The organism is Candidatus Woesearchaeota archaeon, from assembly GCA_018303425.1.
Taxonomy (GTDB): Archaea; Nanobdellota; Nanobdellia; order Woesearchaeales; family JAGVYF01; genus JAGVYF01.
This window is the reverse complement of record JAGVYF010000022.1, coordinates 1-17,148: the sequence shown is the minus strand read 5'-3', so window position 1 is coordinate 17,148 and position 17,148 is coordinate 1. Positions and strand designations below refer to the sequence as shown.

Genomic DNA, 17,148 nt, shown 5'->3' with positions numbered 1-17,148 from the left:
TCCATAACCGTAAATTTGGACGCAATTACTGTCCATGAATACCTTCGTCGAGGTTGATAGATAAAAATTGGGAGATATAAACCTCAAAATGGCAATAGAAAAAGAAATGAATATTGATGTTGAAAAACATGTTTTGGTTCCAAAACATAGTTTATTGTCAGATAAAGACAAAGTTGCATTATTTGAAAAATATAATATCCTGGAATTCAATCTTCCTAAAATTCTAATTACTGATGTTGCAATTAAAAAATTAGATCCCAAAATCGGAGATATTATCAAAATAGAGAGAGTTAGCCTTACTGCAGGAAAAAGTCTATATTACAGGGTGGTAATTTAATGAAAGCTAGAAGTGAAATTCTATTAAAAAAGCATTTTGAAACTAACTCACTTGTAGAATCGGATATTGAATCATTTAATGGTCTTGTAGATACAGGTTTACAAGAGATTATAGATGGCAACAAAGAAATTGAACCTACAATTATTCCTCCTGATGTGGAAGAATTTAAAATTAGATTTAATAAAATTTGGGTAGAAATGCCTGATAAAAGCAATGAAGTGAAAGGCCCGGTAATTGTTGAAGCCGACGGTTCTAAACGAAAAATTTTTCCTACGGAAGCAAGATTACGAAAAATTACATATTCAGCGCCTATATACTTAGAAGTTAGCGCGCATATAAATGGGGTGCAACGTGAATCTTTTATTATTGAAATTGGGAATTTACCTATCATGCTAAAGAGCAGATATTGTCATTTGCATGGCATGACCAGAGAAGAACTAATTCTGCGTGGCGAAGATCCTGATGATCCGGGAGGTTATTTTATCATAAATGGGACTGAAAAAGTTATAGTAAACATTGAAGATTTAATCTCTAATAAGGTTATGATTGACAAAGCGCCAACTACTACAGGCGCAAAAATCGCAGCAAAATTATTTTCTGAAAGCGGTTCATTTAAAATTCCGCATATTATTGAAAAATTAAATGATGGAATATTTTATATTTCTTTTACAAGAGTTAGAAGAGTGCCAGTGGTGGTTATATTAAAAGCGCTGGGCTTATTGAAAGACGAAGATATTGTAAAGTTTATTTCAGCTGACAGGACATTTGATGAAGTTTTTATGAATTTGTATGAATTTATAGAGATTAAAACTCAAGAAGATGCAATTGATTATATTGCAAAAAAAGTAGGCATAACCCAAGCAAAAGACATAAGAGTTGAACGTATGAAGGAAATTTTACACAAATATTTCCTGCCTCATTTGGGCATAACTCCTTCAGAAAACGTTGTTAAAGCGTATAACTTATGCAAAATGTTAAAACATTTCATACTTGCTCTTAATGACGAGAGACCTGAAGATGATAAAGACCACTATATGAATAAGCGCATTAAATGTTCAGGAGACTTGCTTGCAGACGTTATCAGAGTTAATATCAAAGTTTTAATTAGCGACTTATTATATAATTTTCAAAGAATTGTCAAACGGGGAAAATTCCCTTCTATTAGAGTAATTATCAGGGAAAAATTATTAACCGGCAGAATTTATTCCGCAATGGCAACAGGCAATTGGGTTGGGGGGAGAAAAGGCGTAAGCCAAAGAATTGAAAGAGTTAATTTTTTACAGACAATGTCTTTGCTGCAAAGAATAATTAGTCCGTTGTCTGCTTCACAAGAAAATTTTGAAGCAAGAGCATTGCATCCTACACATTTTGGAAAACTTTGTCCAGTTGAAACACCCGAGGGTACAAATATTGGCTTAAGAAAAAATATGGCATTATTTTGCAAGATTTCAGAAGGAGAAGAAGATAACAAAGTGCTTGCAACTATCAAACATTTAAATTTAAGGTTGCCAGGCGTTAAAGAGGAATTAAGCGAGGAGTAAAAATGATTACTGAAGTATACTTAAACTATAAATACATTGGAGATACAAATACCCCTGAAGAATTTGCAGAAAATATAATTTCTGAAAGAAGAAAAGGCAACATATCAAAAGAAACTAATGTTTGTTATGAAAAAGAAACTAATAGGATATTAATTGATTCCTCAAAGGGCAGGGCAAGAAGGCCTTTGATAATTGTTAAAGACGGTAAAAGCTTAATTACTGATAACCATGTAAAACAATTAGAAAAAGGAGAATTAAACTGGAATGATCTTATTGAACAGGGGCTTATTGAATATTTAGATGCTCTCGAAGAAGAGAACACTTTAATTGCTATCCGTGATGAGGAATTAACACCTGAATATACTCATTTAGAGATAGCTCCAATTGCAATGTTGGGTTTATGCGCATCACTTGTGCCTTACTCTAATTTTGGACCTGGTATGAGAAACCTGATGGGTGCAAAAAACCAAAAACATGCTTTAGGTTTCTATGCTGCAAATTATCCATTAAGAATTGATACTGATGTTAATTTGTTGCATTATCCGCAAATCCCTATTGTAAAGTCAATCACGCATGATTTATATCATGATGAAAAACATCCTGCCGGACAAAATTTAGTTGTTGCTGTTATGAGTTATGGCGGATATAATATGGAAGATGCAATAATCATAAATAAAGGTTCAGTGGATAGGGGTCTTGCAAGGAGTACATATTTCTACCCAGCAGTTGCTGAAGAATTAAGATATGCCGGGGGTCTTGTTGATGAGGTATCTATCCCTAACAAAGAAGTAAAAGGATATAGGTCAGAACAAGATTATCGATTGCTTGAAGATGATGGTATAATCAGTCCGGAAGCTCATGTCAAAGAAGGGGATGTTGTTATTGGAAGAACAAGTCCTCCAAGATTCTTGAGCAGCATGGATGAATATAATTTAACTTCTAACACTAGAAGAGAAAGCTCAATCAGCATTAAGCACGGTGAAAAAGGTACAGTTGACTTTATATTACTGACAGAAAACGGAGAGGGCAATAAATTAATCCAGGTAAGAATCAGGGATCAAAGAATTCCCGAGATAGGGGATAAATTTATTACAAGAGGGGGCCAGAAAGGGGTTATTGGTATTATTAAACCTCAAGCGGATATGCCTTACTCATTATCCGGGATCATACCTGATTTAATATTTTCACCGTACGGTATTCCGTCAAGGATGACTATTTCACACTTAATTGAATTAATTGGCGGCAAGGTTGGGGCAATGGCCGGCAGACAAGTAGACGGCACTACATTTGATTCAGAAGATGAAAAAGATTTAAGAAAGCTCTTGGCCAAGATGGGTTTAAGAGACAACGGTATGGAAACAATGTACGATGGCCAAACTGGTGAAATGATTCCTGCAAGAATTTATGTAGGAAATCTGTATTATCAAAAAATTAAATTAATGGTTGCAAATAGAATCCAGTCAAGAGCGCGCGGTCCTGTGCAATTATTAACAAGACAGCCGACGGAAGGAAGAGATAAAGAGGGAGGCCTAAGATTTGGTGAGATGGAAAAAGACTGTTTGATTGCGCATGGGGCATCATTATTGCTAAAAGAAAGATTTGATGCAGATAAAACAATTGTTCCATTATGTGAAAACTGCGGAATGATCGCAATTCATGATCAATATAAAAACAAATCTTATTGTACTGTCTGCGGGGATAATGTAGAGATCACTAATATTGAAATATCTTACGCATTTAAATTATTATTAGATGAATTAAAAAGTATTGGATTTTATCCAAAACTGCAATTAAGAAACAAATATTAAATGGAGAATTAAAATGGAAAGCCTATATGTGAATAAAGAAGTAAACTCTATCGTGTTTGGTATATTTTCACCAATTCTAATAAAAAAAATGGCTTCATCTAAAATAGTAACCCCTGAATTGTATGACAAGGAAGGCTACCCTGTAGATGGGGGGTTAATGGATATTAGGATGGGTGTTATTGATCCGGGGTTAAAATGTAAAACCTGCGGTTCAAAACTTAAAGAATGTATTGGGCATTTTGGGTATATGGAACTTGCTAGGCCCATTATTCATATCAAATTTTCAACATTGGTTTATGATTTATTAAGGGCAACGTGCGCTGATTGTGGAAGGATTTTATTGTCTCAAGATAAGTATGAAAAAACACTTGCAAAATTAAAAAAGTTATACGCCGACGGAGAACTTGAAACCTATAGGAAACTTGCGAAATCAATAACAACCGGTTTAAAAACGGTTTCAAAATGTTCTTTTTGCGGGGCTAAACAGCCTAAAATAACACTTGATAAACCAACTACTTTTTTAGAAAATGATAAAAGAATATCCCCTATCGAAGTTAGATCAAGACTGGAAAAGATTCAGGACGAGGATTGTGAAATTTTAGGAATACATCCCAAATTTATGAGACCTGAATGGGCAGTATTAACTGTTTTATCTATTCCTCCTGTAACAATGAGGCCGTCAATTACACTTGAATCAGGTGAAAGGTCTGAAGATGATTTAACACACAAATTGTCAGATATTGTAAGAATTAATCAAAGGTTATTTGAAAATATAAATGCGGGTGCTCCGGAAATAATTATTGAAGATTTATGGGACCTTTTACAGTATCATATCACTACATTTTTTGATAACGGAGTTGCGCAATTACCTCCTGCAAGACACAGATCCGGTCAGCCTTTAAAAACGTTAACTGCAAGAGTTAAAAGTAAAGAAGGAAGAATCAGACATAACCTGGCTGGTAAAAGAACTAATTTTTCTGCAAGGTCAGTAATTAGCCCTGATCCTATGTTAAAATTAGATGAAGTTGGAATACCTAAAGAAATAGCGATGAAAATAACTGTACCGGAAAGAGTTACTGACTGGAATAAGGAATATCTAAAAACATTTGTTGAAAGAGGCCCTAAAGTTTATCCTGGCGCGAATTATTTAGTCAGGCCTGATGGAAAAAAGAAAAGAATTACCGAAGAAACAAAACAAGCATTATTAGAAGAGTTAGAAAACGGATATCAGGTGGAAAGGCATATTCTTGATGGGGACATTGCCTTATTTAACAGGCAGCCTTCATTGCACAGAATGTCAGTAATGGCGCATAAGACTAGAATCCTGCCTAACCAAACTTTCAGAATTAACCCCGCAGTTTGCGCTCCTTATGGTGCAGACTTTGACGGTGATGAAATGAACTTGCATGTTCCACAAACAGAAGAAGCAAGAGCCGAAGCTGAAATATTAATGCTTGTGCAAACTCAATTAATCAGTCCAAGACATGGATTATCGATTGTTAAGTGTATTCAAGATGCAGTATCAGGAAATTATTTAATAACTAGGTCTGAAACGATCCCATTTAATAAAGCGATTGACTTATTATATATTACCGGCATAAATGATTTTAGCAAATTGCCGAAGAAAAAAACCGTAACTGGCGCAGAATTAGCCAGTGTATTATTGCCGGATGATTTTAATTTCACATTTAAAACTAAAGAAGGCACTGATTTAATCATCAAAAAAGGCGCAATTGAAAAAGGATTTTTAGACGCTAACTCTATCGGAGGAGACGGGGCAGGCATGATGTTAAGGGAGCTGCATAAGAGATACGGTCAAGAAGTTACTGTTGACATTTTGGGAAAATTATTAAAATTAGGTATATTTGCACAAAAACAAATTGGAATTACAACAGGAATTTCCGATGTTGATTTACCTAAAGAAGCTATTCAAAAGATTAAAAATTATATCAGCAAAGGGTATGAAGAAGCAGGAGAAAAGATTGATGCATACAAAAAAGGTGAACTGCATGCTTATCCGGGCAGAACAATTCAAGAGACAGTGGAATTACAAATTCTTGAAACATTAAATGTCGCCAGAAACGAAGCTGGAAAAGTTGTAGAAAATTATGCGAACCAAAAAACGGGCATTGGAATTATGGCAAATTCAGGCGCAAGAGGTAAAGCTATTCACTTAGCTCAAATGGCTGCATGTGTAGGTCAGCAAGCTATCAGGGGCAAAAGAATTATGACGGGTTATAGTGAGCGCACGCTGCCTTTATTTAAAAAAGGAGATTTAAATCCAGATGCGCATGGTTTTATTAAACATGGGTTCAATGAAGGAGCAAGTCCTGCGGAATTTTTCTTTATTGCTATGGCGGGCAGAGAAGGTTTAATGGATACTGCTTTAAGAACTCCAAAATCAGGTTATCTATATAGAAGATTATCCAATGCTTTGCAAGATTTAAAAGTAGAATATGATAATACTGTAAGAGATTCATCTGGTAAAATAGTGCAGTTTGAATACGGGGAAGACGGAATAGACGTTTCAAAATCTGAAAATGGGATTATCAATGTTAAAAAAGCGATAGATTACGTTTAGGAGGAAAAAAATGCCTAAAATTATATTACCACACAAACTAACTGAAGAGATTAAAAATTTTGGCAACGGCTTAAGTGAAAAAAGATTTGAAAAATTAAAAGAGTTAATTGAAAACGATTATTTTAATGCTCAAGTCCAACCGGGAGAAGCAGTGGGTTTAGTTGCTGCAGAATCTATCGGTGAACAGGGTACGCAAATGACACTTAACACCAAATTATTAGCGGGTGTAGCTGAGATGAATGTTACAACTGGTCTGCCCCGGATTATTGAGATTTTAGACGGGAGACAAACATTAAAAACTCCCTTGATGGAAATATATCTAAAAAAGCCTTATTCTGGAGGAAAAGGTATTAAGGAATTAGCTTTAAGAATTAAAGAAACAATGTTCAACGAACTTGTTAAAGAGTTCATTATTAATGTGGGAGAACTTTCAATTGACGCCGAATTAAACTCTAACAGGTTAAATGTATTAGGATTAACTTCTGAAAAAATTCAAAAGATAATATCTAAAGCGGTAAAAAGCTGCACAATTAAAGTTAAGGGAGAAACGTTAATTTTCAAAGTTAAATCGAAAGAAGAAAACTTAAACGATGTGTATAAATTAAAAGAAAAATTAAAAAAGATTTATATCTGCGGTATTAAAAAGATTCGGCAGGTATTACCTATGAAAAAAGGAGAAGAATATATTATTGTAACCGGGGGCACAAATTTAAAAGAAATATTAACATTTCAAGAAGTTGATGAGAATAGGACTTATAGCAATGATCTTTATGAAGTGCAAGAAGTTTTAGGAATTGAGGCTACAAGAGCAATTATTTTAGACGAAATTTTTAAAGTTTATCAGGGACAAGGCATTAATGTTAACGTAAGGCATATTATGTTAATTGCTGATACGATGTGCCTTAATGGTCGAATTAAAGGCATTACAAGATATGGTGTTATTAGTGAAAAGTCTTCAGTGCTTGCGCGGGCATCTTTTGAAACGCCAGATAAACACATATTAAATGCTTCAATGATAGGCGAAGTTGATCAGTTAAATTCAGTTATTGAGAATGTTATGCTTAACCAACCAGTCCCAATTGGCACTGGATTGCCAAAGTTAATAACAAAAACTAAATAGGTGTCACAAATGGCAGTTAAAAATAAAACAAATGATGAAATTTCAAAAATTAAAAAAGCTTTAGAAGAGAAAAGACTTATAATTGGCACAGAAAGAGTATTAAAATCGTTAAAATTATCGCGCCTTGTTGAAGTGTTTATTACATCAAATAGCATTCCTGAAGTTAAAGATCAAATTAATCATTTTGCAAATCTTCAAAAAGTGACAGTGACAAGTCTTAGCATGGATAATGAAGAGTTAGGGGTTATATGTAAAAAACCTTTTTCTGTTAACGTAGTCGGAATAAGTGCATAATGATTAAGATTAAATATGATATGAATCTTATGAAGTATATTTCTTTGTTTGAATCAATCACAAGAACAAATGTAGATGATGCGTTTCAACAAGATGAAATTGTTTATTTTATCGTTAAAGAGGGCATGGCTGGAAAAGCCATAGGCAAGAAAGGCATTAATTATAAAAAGATAGAAGGCATTCTTAAAAAGAAAGTTCGAATTATAGAAAATAGCAAAGATTTGTCCAAATTTATAGAAAATATTATTTATCCGTTAAAATTGGCAAATATTGAGATAGAACCTACAATTATCAAATTAACTGCCGTTGATACTAAAACAAGAGGAATATTGATTGGAAGGGGCGGTATCAATTTAAGAAGCACAGAAACTATTGTTAAACGTTATTTTAACGATTTAGTAGAGATTAAAGTTATCTAGTTAAGATAGAAATCTCTTTTGCATATTGTGATATCTGATACATGGCTTGATTTTTTAGAAAATCAAAACTTTTAGGGATAGGCTTCTTTAATAATTTTTTCGTTGTTTTCCATCACTTTCCTTATGGGCGCTGTTAATATCGCAATTTCCCTTGCTAAAGCAGTTTTGAGGTCCATTGGATGTAATTTTTGTTCTTTAAAATCGTCCTCAAGCTTTTCATATTGTGAATATTCTAAATTGCCTCCAAATTTTGCAGGGCGTTCAATCACAAATGTATCATCGGTATCTTTCTTTAAAACAAAGATTACATGCTTCACAAATGAGAGCAATCCATTATCCCTTATATCTCCTGCGACACACTGCGCCTTATTTAATTTCTTTTTTATAGTTTCAGCATCATCAAGTAAATCAATCTTTGAACTTGCAACAGATGAACTCATCTTATCTCCTTGCAATCCCGGAATCATCGGAGTCATTATTTCAATCCGGGGTTTATATCCCAATTTAGGCAAAATTTCACGGGCATACATAAATATTTTTCGTTGGTCTACGCCCCCATATTGCGCATCAACTTTTAAATATTCTTCATCCAGCGCCTGCATAATTGGATAAATTAAGCCGCCAATTTTTTGATTTTCGCTTTGCCTTACAACTTCAGAAGCGGCTTTATTTAGATCATGCAATGAGGACATTGAAGCAAGCCTATACATATCGAAAGTATATTTCGGATCTAATTGAAAATCACTGCCTTTAACAAAAGTAAGTTTAGAAGTATCAGCTCCGGCCGCTTCCAACAACGCTTTAATTATAATTGAATAATATTTAAATCTGGAATTAAGTTGTTCAAAAGTAGATTTTTGATTATTTAACATTGCATGGATGTCTGCAAGCAACATAGTCACATGACAGCCAGCTTTAAGAAAATCTTTCATCTTCATTGCAGGAACAAAATATCCTATGTGCGGCCTTCCTGAAATTTCCGTGCCTAAATAAATAGAAATGTCTCTTTTTTTAAGAATTTCTTTTAATTCCTGATCTCCAATTATTTCCTGCGTATTACGCGTTATTAATTCAAATTTTTCTTTAGGATTCATATAATATTAAGATATTATAGTTATTTAAATATTTATCGACTTGTCGGCGCTGTCCGGAGTCGTTCCATTGTTAATTAGTAGGCGCATATTTAATTTAATGAACAAGAAAATTATTGCAGAGATTAAGTGGATTTTTAAAATACTAATATATAAACAACGGACTTTATGGACAACGCCAACTTATCAACAAATGCTTCTGCAAAATCTAAAAGTATATAAAGAGAAGAAATCTTATATTTGATAGGGTGATAGGTTTTGAATCAAGAACTAGAATACTATTTGTCAACACTTTCTGATATATTTGAGGAAGAAAACAGTTCTCCATTTTTAAAATCTAAATATGTTGCATCCTGATAATGCACTTATGTGTCGCCGACGCTGTTAAAGATCTTAAAAACGGCAGATTTATATATTTCTAACACCATAAAATAGATAGTGGGGGTATATAGTTTAGGGTAATGCATTGGTCTGATAGGGATGATGCATTAATGATTGGGGTCATAAAATACAAACTAAAAAATTAGTTTGATATTTAAAAAATTATGTTTAAACTAGGAGCATATCAATTTGTTTCCCATTATAACAAGTATCAAATTTTGTTATAATTGATTAATAATCAGCAAGAACAAAATGTGTGGAAATAAAATTCCACGCACTGGCTAAATGCCATTTGTCTTTGCTTCAATTTCACGAGAGAAACTGAAAGATTATTAACCACACGTTTAATTTTGTGTCAAGTAAATTTTGTTTCATGCATTTCGGTTTCTCTTTCAATAATCAATTAAGAGGTGTTCGAATTGGGAATTAATCTAATTGATGGAGTCAGAAGAAGGGAGAGTTGCTTTTATTTTAGACAAGATACTGTAAAGGGCGTATACAAAACAACGGTATGTGAAAAAAAAGATTTTAAAAAACCATCACTCTTCAAATGTTGTTCATGCCAGATGTATACTCCATATCTGTCCATCTCAGAACTGGCTAAAAGAGAAAAAGAACGATACGGCTATTTTTTGAAAAAACCCCGCGTTAAAAATTGTCAAATCTATGATAAAACAATAAAAATCAATAATTTCATAATTAATAAACCAAAGACAAATTGCAACACTTTGTTTAATTTTGTTAATTACACTCCAAAAAATGATGTTAATGATATTAAAATTACAAAAAAATTAGTTCAAAAAAAATTATGTTAAGGGGGGAAAATGTACAAAATTATAATATTATCCATATCAAGTGTAATTTTATTGTTTTTATTAACGGCAGTTTTAATAAAAATATATAGGCCCGGAATGGCAACATCCGCAATCTCGGTTAAGTCAAGAGAAAATAAATGCGTGGTGCGTGTTGAAAAAATAAGGAGATAATTTATATAATATATGTCATTAAAAAAACGAGGTCATGAAAAATGGATGTAGGTCAAACTAACATAAAAATTATAGGCGCAGGCGGCGCGGGAAATAATATGGTTACTTGGTTGTATAATAAAGGCATTGAAGGTGCTGAAATTATTGCCTGTAATACTGATAAACAACATTTAGATGTAAGCAGCGCGCATAAGAAATTTTTAATCGGTCGGGAAACGACTAGAGGTTTAGGATGCGGCGGGTTCCCTGAAAAAGGGGCACAGTCTGCCAAAGAAAGTTTAACACAGATTAAAGAAGCTTTAGTTGGTTCAGATATGGTTTTTATATGCGCTGGAATGGGTGGAGGAACAGGCACAGGCTCTGCGCCGATAATTGCCCAATTATCTAAAGAGACCGGGGCAATTGTAATTGGCACAGTTACAATGCCTTTCAAGATTGAAAAGGCAAGAGTTGATAAAGCTGAATTTGGATTGCAACAATTAAGACAAAATTCGGATACTGTGATTGTAATAGATAATAATAGGTTAGTTCAACTTGCAGGAAACTTGCCAATACAGCAGGCTTTTGCTGTTGCAAACGAATTAATTGCTACTATGATTAAAGGCATTGTTGAAACAATTGCAATTCCATCATTAGTTAATTTAGATTATGCAGATGTTAAAGCTATCATGACAAACGGGGGTGTTGCTGCAATCGGGGTTGGTTCTTCAGATACTAATAATAGAGTAAAAGAAGCTGTTGAAGGCGCGTTAAGCAACTCGTTACTGGATATTAGTTATGAAGGTGCAACTGGAGCATTAATACACGTAATTGGCGGACCGGATATGACGCTTGAAGAAATTAACAAAATTGGAGAAAAAATAACTTCAGCATTAGACGATGATGCAAATGTTATCTGGGGAGCAAGAATTGAAGAGAACATGAAAGGTAAATTAACTGTGATGACAATTATTACAGGCGTGCATTCGCCATGGATACTTGGTAAAATTGACCCGAAACGGTCCAATAATGAAACACAAAGACTTTCAAAAGAATTAGGAATAGAGCTATTATACTAAAAAATCGGTTTTAAAATCCAACTTCCATCCCTTGCTCTCGCAATCGCCTCCCCACTATTTTATGAAAGAGGGAGCAAGGGCTTTTTATTTAAAAAATAATATAATCTGGTAAATAGGTATATTTTATTTTAGAAAATCCGTTTTGGAAAACGGGGTAATTCTTCCTCATTTATTGTTGAGGATAGCCACTTTTCTGGATTTTATTTTCATTAGATGAACAAGAGGGTTCTTGCATATTTTAAGTTTAGTTTTAAATACTAATATACAGACAATAGACTTTCTGGACAAGACCAAACAACCCTAAAGTTTATATATTTTGATTTCTTAAAATAAACAATGCAGACTGAAATAAAAAAAGAAGTATTAGTCATTCTTGAAAAAGTTGTAGATATTCTTAGGAAAAAAGATATTAGGGATATCATTGAACTTAAACATTTAAGCGATGCAACAATTGGAAATGCTTCTATTTTTCAGGATCAGGATTCTATTTCTATAGGGGTCTTGGTATATTCATTTGCCAAAGTATTGGAAAGAGGGTTTCAGAATGAAAAATTATACGATAAGGTGTTTAAGCTCGTTGAACGCGCCAAAGATTCGTTAATGAAGAATGATATTGATAATTATAGAATCTGTATAAAAGATATTTTTACAATAATTAAACAAATGGATTCAAGATTGAAAATGTTCATTGAACAAGTATTAGATAAGGCCAAGATACAGAAAGGTTCAAGAATATTTGCGCAAGGAATTTCTTTAGCAAGAGTTGCTGACATGTTAAATATAAGCCGGTGGGAACTTATGAATTATGTAGGTAAAACCAAAATTGCTGACACTGAATACGAAGGAATACCGGTGAAAGAAAGGATAAAATTGGTGAGGGATTTGTTCCAATGAAAATTTTGGTGTTTGATGCAGGACCAATTATCTCTCTTGCGACAAATAGTATGTTGTGGGTATTAAAAATTTTAAAAAAAAGGTTTGATGGAGAATTTTATATCCCTGAATCCATCAAATATGAATTAATTGATCGGCCCATTGAAGGTAAAAAGTTTAAATTTGAGGCATTGCACACTTTAACATATTTAAGGAATAGAACATTAAAAGTTTATAAAAAACATGTAAGAGAAGATACTAACAAGCTTGCAGAATTGATCAATAGCATATTTCGCGCCAGAGGACAATATTTGGCAATTGTTCAGCTCGGTGAAGTTGAAACTATCGCAGTTGCGCTTCAGATTAAAGCTGATGCGGTTGTTATTGATGAACGCACAATGCGGCTTGTAATTGAGTCCCCTTTAGTTCTCCAAAAGATATTGCAAAAAAAAATGAGAACAAATATTGAAATAAACTATAAGAGTTTAACTCAATTTAATCGTTTGGTAAAAAGTTTAAAAGTTATCAGGTCTGTTGATATAGCTACAAGAGCATTTGAATTAGGATTATTTAAAAATTATATTCCACATGATATGACTGCGCCAAAAAAAGAATTATTAACTGCAATACTTTGGGCGCTTAAACTGGGCGGTTGCAGCATATCCCAAGAGGAGATTGATGATATTGTTAGTATTGAAAGTTTATAAAACCCCGATTTTAAATTAAATAACATATCTCCTAAATAAATCCAGCTAAAGCTGGGGGTTTCTCACGCAAACCATTTAACTTAAACTTTTCTCCGAAGGACTGTGGACCTGTGTTAAATAGAAAAAGCGAAGCGTAATATCAAGAATAAGAATAAATGGCAAAAAAACTTAAAACTGTAATATTGATAAAGATTTATTTTTATTTTATTTAGTGATAATAGAATGTTTGCACTTAAAGAAGAATATATTGTTAAACAAAAAAAACTAAAATTAATAAATATTCGTATATATCCCAATAGATTTATTTTTAGACCGCCATATCAAAGACATTAGGGGGTTTGGAGCAATGAGCTGAAATTACAGTTATTGGAGAGTATATGTAGGCAATATTATATTTCAAAAATAGTTTTAAGAAGAATAAGGTTAACTGAAAGCTAAATCAAACTTGAAGTGATTGACGGACAACAAAGACTGTCTACTATTTTAGAGTTTTCTTACTGCCGAAAATCAGATAGGTGCAGTAGTTTTTTATTATAAACCGTATTATAGATTACTGCGAAGCAGACAAAACATTAGAGTCAGTGGCGGAAAATTTTGTAATTATTGTTTATAGAACACCCTCGTGAATTAATTGATTATAAAATGATATATTGACTATTTCTTCTTCTATATCAACAACATATCTAATTATGTCTTCTAAGTAATTTTGAATGGTTTTGTCTTTTAATTTTGAAATATAATTATTTATTATTCTTAGATTATCAAAATCTATTTTTTCAAAAATTTTGGGAGGACTACCCATGATATGTGTTATACTTCTGTCAAGTTCAGTTTTAACAAAATTTAATATTTCCTTTTTATTTTCAAACTTAACTTTAGTTTTATGCAAATATTCTGAAAGATGGTTAATACTGTCTCCTATGTTCTCTAATCTTTTACTTATCAAAAAATAATCTGGGATTAAAGACACGTTCTTTATTTTAGATGAATATAAAATATTTGTATTTACTAGTGATAGTAAAACAATTTTTGCTATTAGGTGATATAATCTGTCAATTTCATTCTCATTTATTTTTATTTCATTAATGTTTAATTGTTCTAGGATATTTGAAATAGATGATTCAATAATTAAATTTATTCTGTATAATACTTGAAAGACGTCCACTTTTGATTTATCTAATAATACCTTTATTATAATTTTTTGTTTATCTTCATAGGTTATTTCAGTACCGCTCATATGGGTTATTGTTTTTCTAATTCTTGTTTTGACATCTTTTGTTAATTTCTTTTTAGAAAATAAGCTTATATTTTCAATTCCTAAATAATATACCCCAAATAGTACCTGGTCAATATTAGAAGCATATTTATCAATATCCAAGGAAATGTCATTTAGTTTTTTTTCTTCAATTGTATGTGGAGATATAACTAAAGTTCTATTATTTTTTTCATAGATGGAAATTTCATTTTTTTCTTTTAAATTATTTTTCCTAATCCATTCTTTTGGTAATGATACTGAGTAGGTTGTTCCAGCAATTAATTGTATTTTTCTTCTGTGCATATTATCCTCTAAAGATAACAACTATATAAAATTTTCTATTACTATATAGTTTATGTAGCATAACTATATAATCCCCCCTTACAATATAGTTTATGTGATAAAAATGTGCGAGAAAGAAGAGGAAATTAAATGGGTAGATTTCAACAATAGAGCGGAAGAATTTAAAGAAAAATAATAGAGGTGAAAAAATGAGATATATTTATTTAATGGTTATATTATTTTTGGTTGTTGTAGCTGTTGGGTGCACTAACCAAAGCAGGATTACTGGAGAGATTGTAAAAAATATAGAAGATATAGAAATAAAGGGGTCTGATACATTATTACAGTTAGTTTCTAATTTAGCTGAAGCTTACACGGAAGTTAAACCTACTGCAAGAATATCTGTTACAGGTGGTGGTTCAGGAGGAGGTATCGCCGCATTAATCAATGATGAAATTGATATTGCTGTTGCTTCAAGATCCATTAAAGAAAAGGAATTAAAACAAGCTGAGGAAAGAGGAATAAAGCCTTGGGAATTTATAATTGCGAGAGACATGTTATCAGTTATTGTAAATGAAGATAATCCTATATTGAAATTAACTATAGAACAAGTAAGTAGAATTTACAAAGGTGAAATTACCAATTGGAAAGAGGTGGGTGGAAAAGACCAAAAAATTACACTTTATGGGAGACAAAGTACTTCTGGTACATATGTTTTCTTTATGGAAGAGATTGTAAAAGGAGATTACTCGGCAAAAATGAGGAATATGGAAGGAAATCAAGCAATTTTAGATGCAGTTAAACAAGACCAAACTGGCGTTGGTTATGTGGGTATTGGTTATATTGTAGATGAAAAAGGTAATCAAGTTAGTGGCATAAAAATAATTAAAATTGCAAAAGATGAAGGTTCCATATATGTTTCGCCATTAGAAGAATCAACGCATTCAGAATATCCGGCATCTAGGCCTTTGTTCCAATACTTATCAAAAAAACTAACAAAAGATTCTGCGATTTACAATTTTTTAATGTTTGAGTTAAGTAATGAAGGACAAAAAATTGTAAAAAAATCAGGGTTTGTTCCAATAATAGCAGAAGATAGGGAGCATAATAATGAATTGTTTGACTAAATTTAGAATGATCATTACATCTAATCATAGAAATATTAAAGAGAAGTTTATTGAGTTATTTTTTTCAGCAACTGGTATAATTGCTTTATTAATTTTGATTGGAATATTTGCTTTTCTTTTTATTACTGGAATACAAACCTTTACAGAAATATCCCTCACTGAGTTTTTGTTAGGTAATGAATGGAATCCTGCGGCATATGGTGAACCAAAATGGGGTATTTTAAGCTTGGTGATTGGAACTTTAATAGTAACATTTGGTTCTTTGGTCATAGCAATACCCTTAGGAATAGCTAGTGCTGTTTATTTATCAGAAATAGCCAGACCAAAAATAAGAGAAATAATAAAGCCCGCCATAGAAATGATTGCAGGTATTCCATCAGTAGTGTTAGGATTGATAGGAATATTGTTTCTTTCACCATTAGTTGCCTTGATTTTTGGATTAAGTAGCGGACTTAATGCTTTTACTTCTTCCATCATAGTTGGTATAATGGTCCTACCTACAATAATCAGTATTTCAGAAGATGTCTTAACTTCATTACCTAATGAATTTAGAGAAGCTAGTTTGGCTTTAGGAGCAACTAAATGGCAAATGATAAGAATGACTTTGCTTCCCGCAGCTTTATCGGGCATTGTTGCGGCTATAATGTTGGGAATAGGCCGAGCAATTGGTGAAACAATGGCAATTTTGATGGTAGCAGGAAATTCAATAGCAATGCCGGTTTCTTTTTTTGATCCTGTAAGACCCATGACTGCGAACATTGCAATAGAAATAAAAGAAGTTGTAAAAGGGAGTTTACATTATGAAGCTCTTTTTGCCATTGGATTAGTATTATTTGTTATGACTTTTGTTGTAAATTTAATTTCTGACGTCATTATTGAAAAACAGGTGAGGGGATATAAATGGTAAATGAACATGTAAGGCAAAATATCTATTTTATATCTTTTAGGATAGCTACATTTCTGTCGGTAGTGTTTTTATTATTTATTTTACTATATACTCTTAAAGAAGGCATTGGTGTTATAGATATAAAATTCCTTACAAGTATGTGGTTTCACAGGAATATTACACGGGGTGGAATTTTTCCAGCTATTATAGGGACTATTTTTCTTGCAATAGGTGTTTCCATCATCTCAATACCTATTGGCATTTGTACTGCCATTTACCTAAATGAATACGCAAAAGAAAATCTACTTACAAGGACAATTAAATTAGCAATAAGAAATCTTGCTGGTGTGCCCTCAATAGTGTATGGAATATTTGGTTTATCATTTTTTGTCTTGTTCTTAA

General features: G+C 32.5%; 17 protein-coding genes. 15 read left to right on the top strand and 2 right to left on the bottom strand.

The window, feature by feature from the left end; genetic code table 11:
• Positions 1-88: 88 nt before the first annotated feature.
• The 7 genes from J4418_03700 to J4418_03670 are packed head-to-tail and all read left to right on the top strand — an operon-like array spanning position 89 to position 8,100.
• Positions 89-337, top strand: coding sequence for a DNA-directed RNA polymerase subunit H (locus J4418_03700; GenBank protein MBS3113162.1), 249 nt, complete (start codon positions 89-91; stop codon positions 335-337).
• Entirely contained in the window at positions 337-1,878 is a 1,542-nt protein-coding gene (locus J4418_03695; protein MBS3113161.1) for a DNA-directed RNA polymerase subunit B'', read from the top strand. The genes J4418_03700 and J4418_03695 overlap by 1 nt, the downstream gene beginning before the upstream one ends.
• Positions 1,879-1,880: 2 nt before the next feature.
• Positions 1,881-3,686, top strand: a complete 1,806-nt coding sequence (gene rpoB / locus J4418_03690; GenBank protein ID MBS3113160.1) for a DNA-directed RNA polymerase subunit B — start codon at positions 1,881-1,883, stop codon at positions 3,684-3,686.
• A 13-nt stretch (positions 3,687-3,699) separates the two neighbouring features.
• On the top strand, positions 3,700-6,267 hold the full coding sequence (locus tag J4418_03685; protein ID MBS3113159.1) for a DNA-directed RNA polymerase subunit A': 2,568 nt from the start codon (positions 3,700-3,702) through the stop codon (positions 6,265-6,267).
• A 10-nt stretch (positions 6,268-6,277) separates the two neighbouring features.
• Complete coding sequence (locus tag J4418_03680; protein ID MBS3113158.1) at positions 6,278-7,387, top strand: DNA-directed RNA polymerase subunit A''; 1,110 nt, start codon at positions 6,278-6,280, stop codon at positions 7,385-7,387.
• Between the two features lie 9 nt (positions 7,388-7,396).
• Positions 7,397-7,681, top strand: coding sequence for a ribosomal L7Ae/L30e/S12e/Gadd45 family protein (locus tag J4418_03675; GenBank protein ID MBS3113157.1), 285 nt, complete (start codon positions 7,397-7,399; stop codon positions 7,679-7,681).
• Entirely contained in the window at positions 7,681-8,100 is a 420-nt protein-coding gene (locus J4418_03670) for a NusA-like transcription termination signal-binding factor (GenBank protein ID MBS3113156.1), read from the top strand. The genes J4418_03675 and J4418_03670 overlap by 1 nt, the downstream gene beginning before the upstream one ends.
• A 71-nt stretch (positions 8,101-8,171) precedes the next feature.
• Here J4418_03670 and J4418_03665 read toward each other — a convergent pair whose 3' ends face one another.
• A complete protein-coding gene (locus tag J4418_03665; protein MBS3113155.1) occupies positions 8,172-9,194 on the bottom strand; it encodes a tyrosine--tRNA ligase in 1,023 nt (340 codons plus the stop codon).
• A gap of 797 nt (positions 9,195-9,991) precedes the next feature.
• Here J4418_03665 and J4418_03660 point away from each other — a divergent pair.
• The 5 genes from J4418_03660 to J4418_03640 all read left to right on the top strand — a co-directional run bounded on the left by J4418_03660 (position 9,992) and on the right by J4418_03640 (position 13,196).
• Positions 9,992-10,387, top strand: a complete 396-nt coding sequence (locus J4418_03660) for a hypothetical protein (protein MBS3113154.1) — start codon at positions 9,992-9,994, stop codon at positions 10,385-10,387.
• A gap of 9 nt (positions 10,388-10,396) precedes the next feature.
• Positions 10,397-10,558, top strand: a complete 162-nt coding sequence (locus J4418_03655) for a hypothetical protein (protein MBS3113153.1) — start codon at positions 10,397-10,399, stop codon at positions 10,556-10,558.
• Positions 10,559-10,599: 41 nt separating this feature from the next.
• A complete protein-coding gene (gene ftsZ / locus J4418_03650; protein MBS3113152.1) occupies positions 10,600-11,616 on the top strand; it encodes a cell division protein FtsZ in 1,017 nt (338 codons plus the stop codon).
• Between the two features lie 336 nt (positions 11,617-11,952).
• Positions 11,953-12,510: a hypothetical protein gene (locus J4418_03645; GenBank protein MBS3113151.1), complete on the top strand. Its 558-nt coding sequence runs from the start codon at positions 11,953-11,955 to the stop codon at positions 12,508-12,510.
• A complete protein-coding gene (locus tag J4418_03640) occupies positions 12,507-13,196 on the top strand; it encodes a hypothetical protein (protein MBS3113150.1) in 690 nt (229 codons plus the stop codon). Before J4418_03645 ends, J4418_03640 begins: the two co-directional genes overlap by 4 nt.
• A 607-nt stretch (positions 13,197-13,803) precedes the next feature.
• Here J4418_03640 and J4418_03635 read toward each other — a convergent pair.
• Positions 13,804-14,754 (bottom strand): phosphate uptake regulator PhoU, encoded by a 951-nt coding sequence (locus J4418_03635; protein ID MBS3113149.1) that lies wholly within the window; start codon positions 14,752-14,754, stop codon positions 13,804-13,806.
• Positions 14,755-14,942: 188 nt separating this feature from the next.
• On the opposite strand from J4418_03635, the gene J4418_03630 reads away from it, so the two are divergent.
• From J4418_03630 to J4418_03620, 3 genes are all read left to right on the top strand, one after another.
• The gene (locus J4418_03630; protein ID MBS3113148.1) at positions 14,943-15,860 is read left to right on the top strand and encodes a PstS family phosphate ABC transporter substrate-binding protein; all 918 of its coding nucleotides are present in this window, start codon (positions 14,943-14,945) and stop codon (positions 15,858-15,860) included.
• 7 nt (positions 15,861-15,867) lie between these two features.
• On the top strand, positions 15,868-16,767 hold the full coding sequence (gene pstC / locus J4418_03625; protein ID MBS3113147.1) for a phosphate ABC transporter permease subunit PstC: 900 nt from the start codon (positions 15,868-15,870) through the stop codon (positions 16,765-16,767).
• The coding region (locus J4418_03620; GenBank protein MBS3113146.1) for a phosphate ABC transporter, permease protein PstA at positions 16,761-17,148 on the top strand (388 nt) is incomplete at its 3' end. The genes pstC and J4418_03620, both read left to right, overlap by 7 nt.

Bases quoted from the DNA above. Each gene is read 5' to 3' on its own strand.
- J4418_03685 (MBS3113159.1), top strand. From the start codon at position 3,700: ATGGAAAGCCTATATGTGAATAAAGAAGTAAACTCTATCGTGTTTGGT.
- J4418_03655 (MBS3113153.1), top strand. From the start codon at position 10,397: ATGTACAAAATTATAATATTATCCATATCAAGTGTAATTTTATTGTTT.
- rpoB (MBS3113160.1), top strand. From the start codon at position 1,881: ATGATTACTGAAGTATACTTAAACTATAAATACATTGGAGATACAAAT.
- J4418_03665 (MBS3113155.1), bottom strand. From the start codon at position 9,194: ATGAATCCTAAAGAAAAATTTGAATTAATAACGCGTAATACGCAGGAA.
- J4418_03675 (MBS3113157.1), top strand. From the start codon at position 7,397: ATGGCAGTTAAAAATAAAACAAATGATGAAATTTCAAAAATTAAAAAA.
- J4418_03700 (MBS3113162.1), top strand. From the start codon at position 89: ATGGCAATAGAAAAAGAAATGAATATTGATGTTGAAAAACATGTTTTG.
- J4418_03630 (MBS3113148.1), top strand. From the start codon at position 14,943: ATGAGATATATTTATTTAATGGTTATATTATTTTTGGTTGTTGTAGCT.
- J4418_03635 (MBS3113149.1), bottom strand. From the start codon at position 14,754: ATGCACAGAAGAAAAATACAATTAATTGCTGGAACAACCTACTCAGTA.
- J4418_03695 (MBS3113161.1), top strand. From the start codon at position 337: ATGAAAGCTAGAAGTGAAATTCTATTAAAAAAGCATTTTGAAACTAAC.
- ftsZ (MBS3113152.1), top strand. From the start codon at position 10,600: ATGGATGTAGGTCAAACTAACATAAAAATTATAGGCGCAGGCGGCGCG.
- J4418_03680 (MBS3113158.1), top strand. From the start codon at position 6,278: ATGCCTAAAATTATATTACCACACAAACTAACTGAAGAGATTAAAAAT.
- pstC (MBS3113147.1), top strand. From the start codon at position 15,868: ATGATCATTACATCTAATCATAGAAATATTAAAGAGAAGTTTATTGAG.
- J4418_03670 (MBS3113156.1), top strand. From the start codon at position 7,681: ATGATTAAGATTAAATATGATATGAATCTTATGAAGTATATTTCTTTG.
- J4418_03640 (MBS3113150.1), top strand. From the start codon at position 12,507: ATGAAAATTTTGGTGTTTGATGCAGGACCAATTATCTCTCTTGCGACA.
- J4418_03645 (MBS3113151.1), top strand. From the start codon at position 11,953: ATGCAGACTGAAATAAAAAAAGAAGTATTAGTCATTCTTGAAAAAGTT.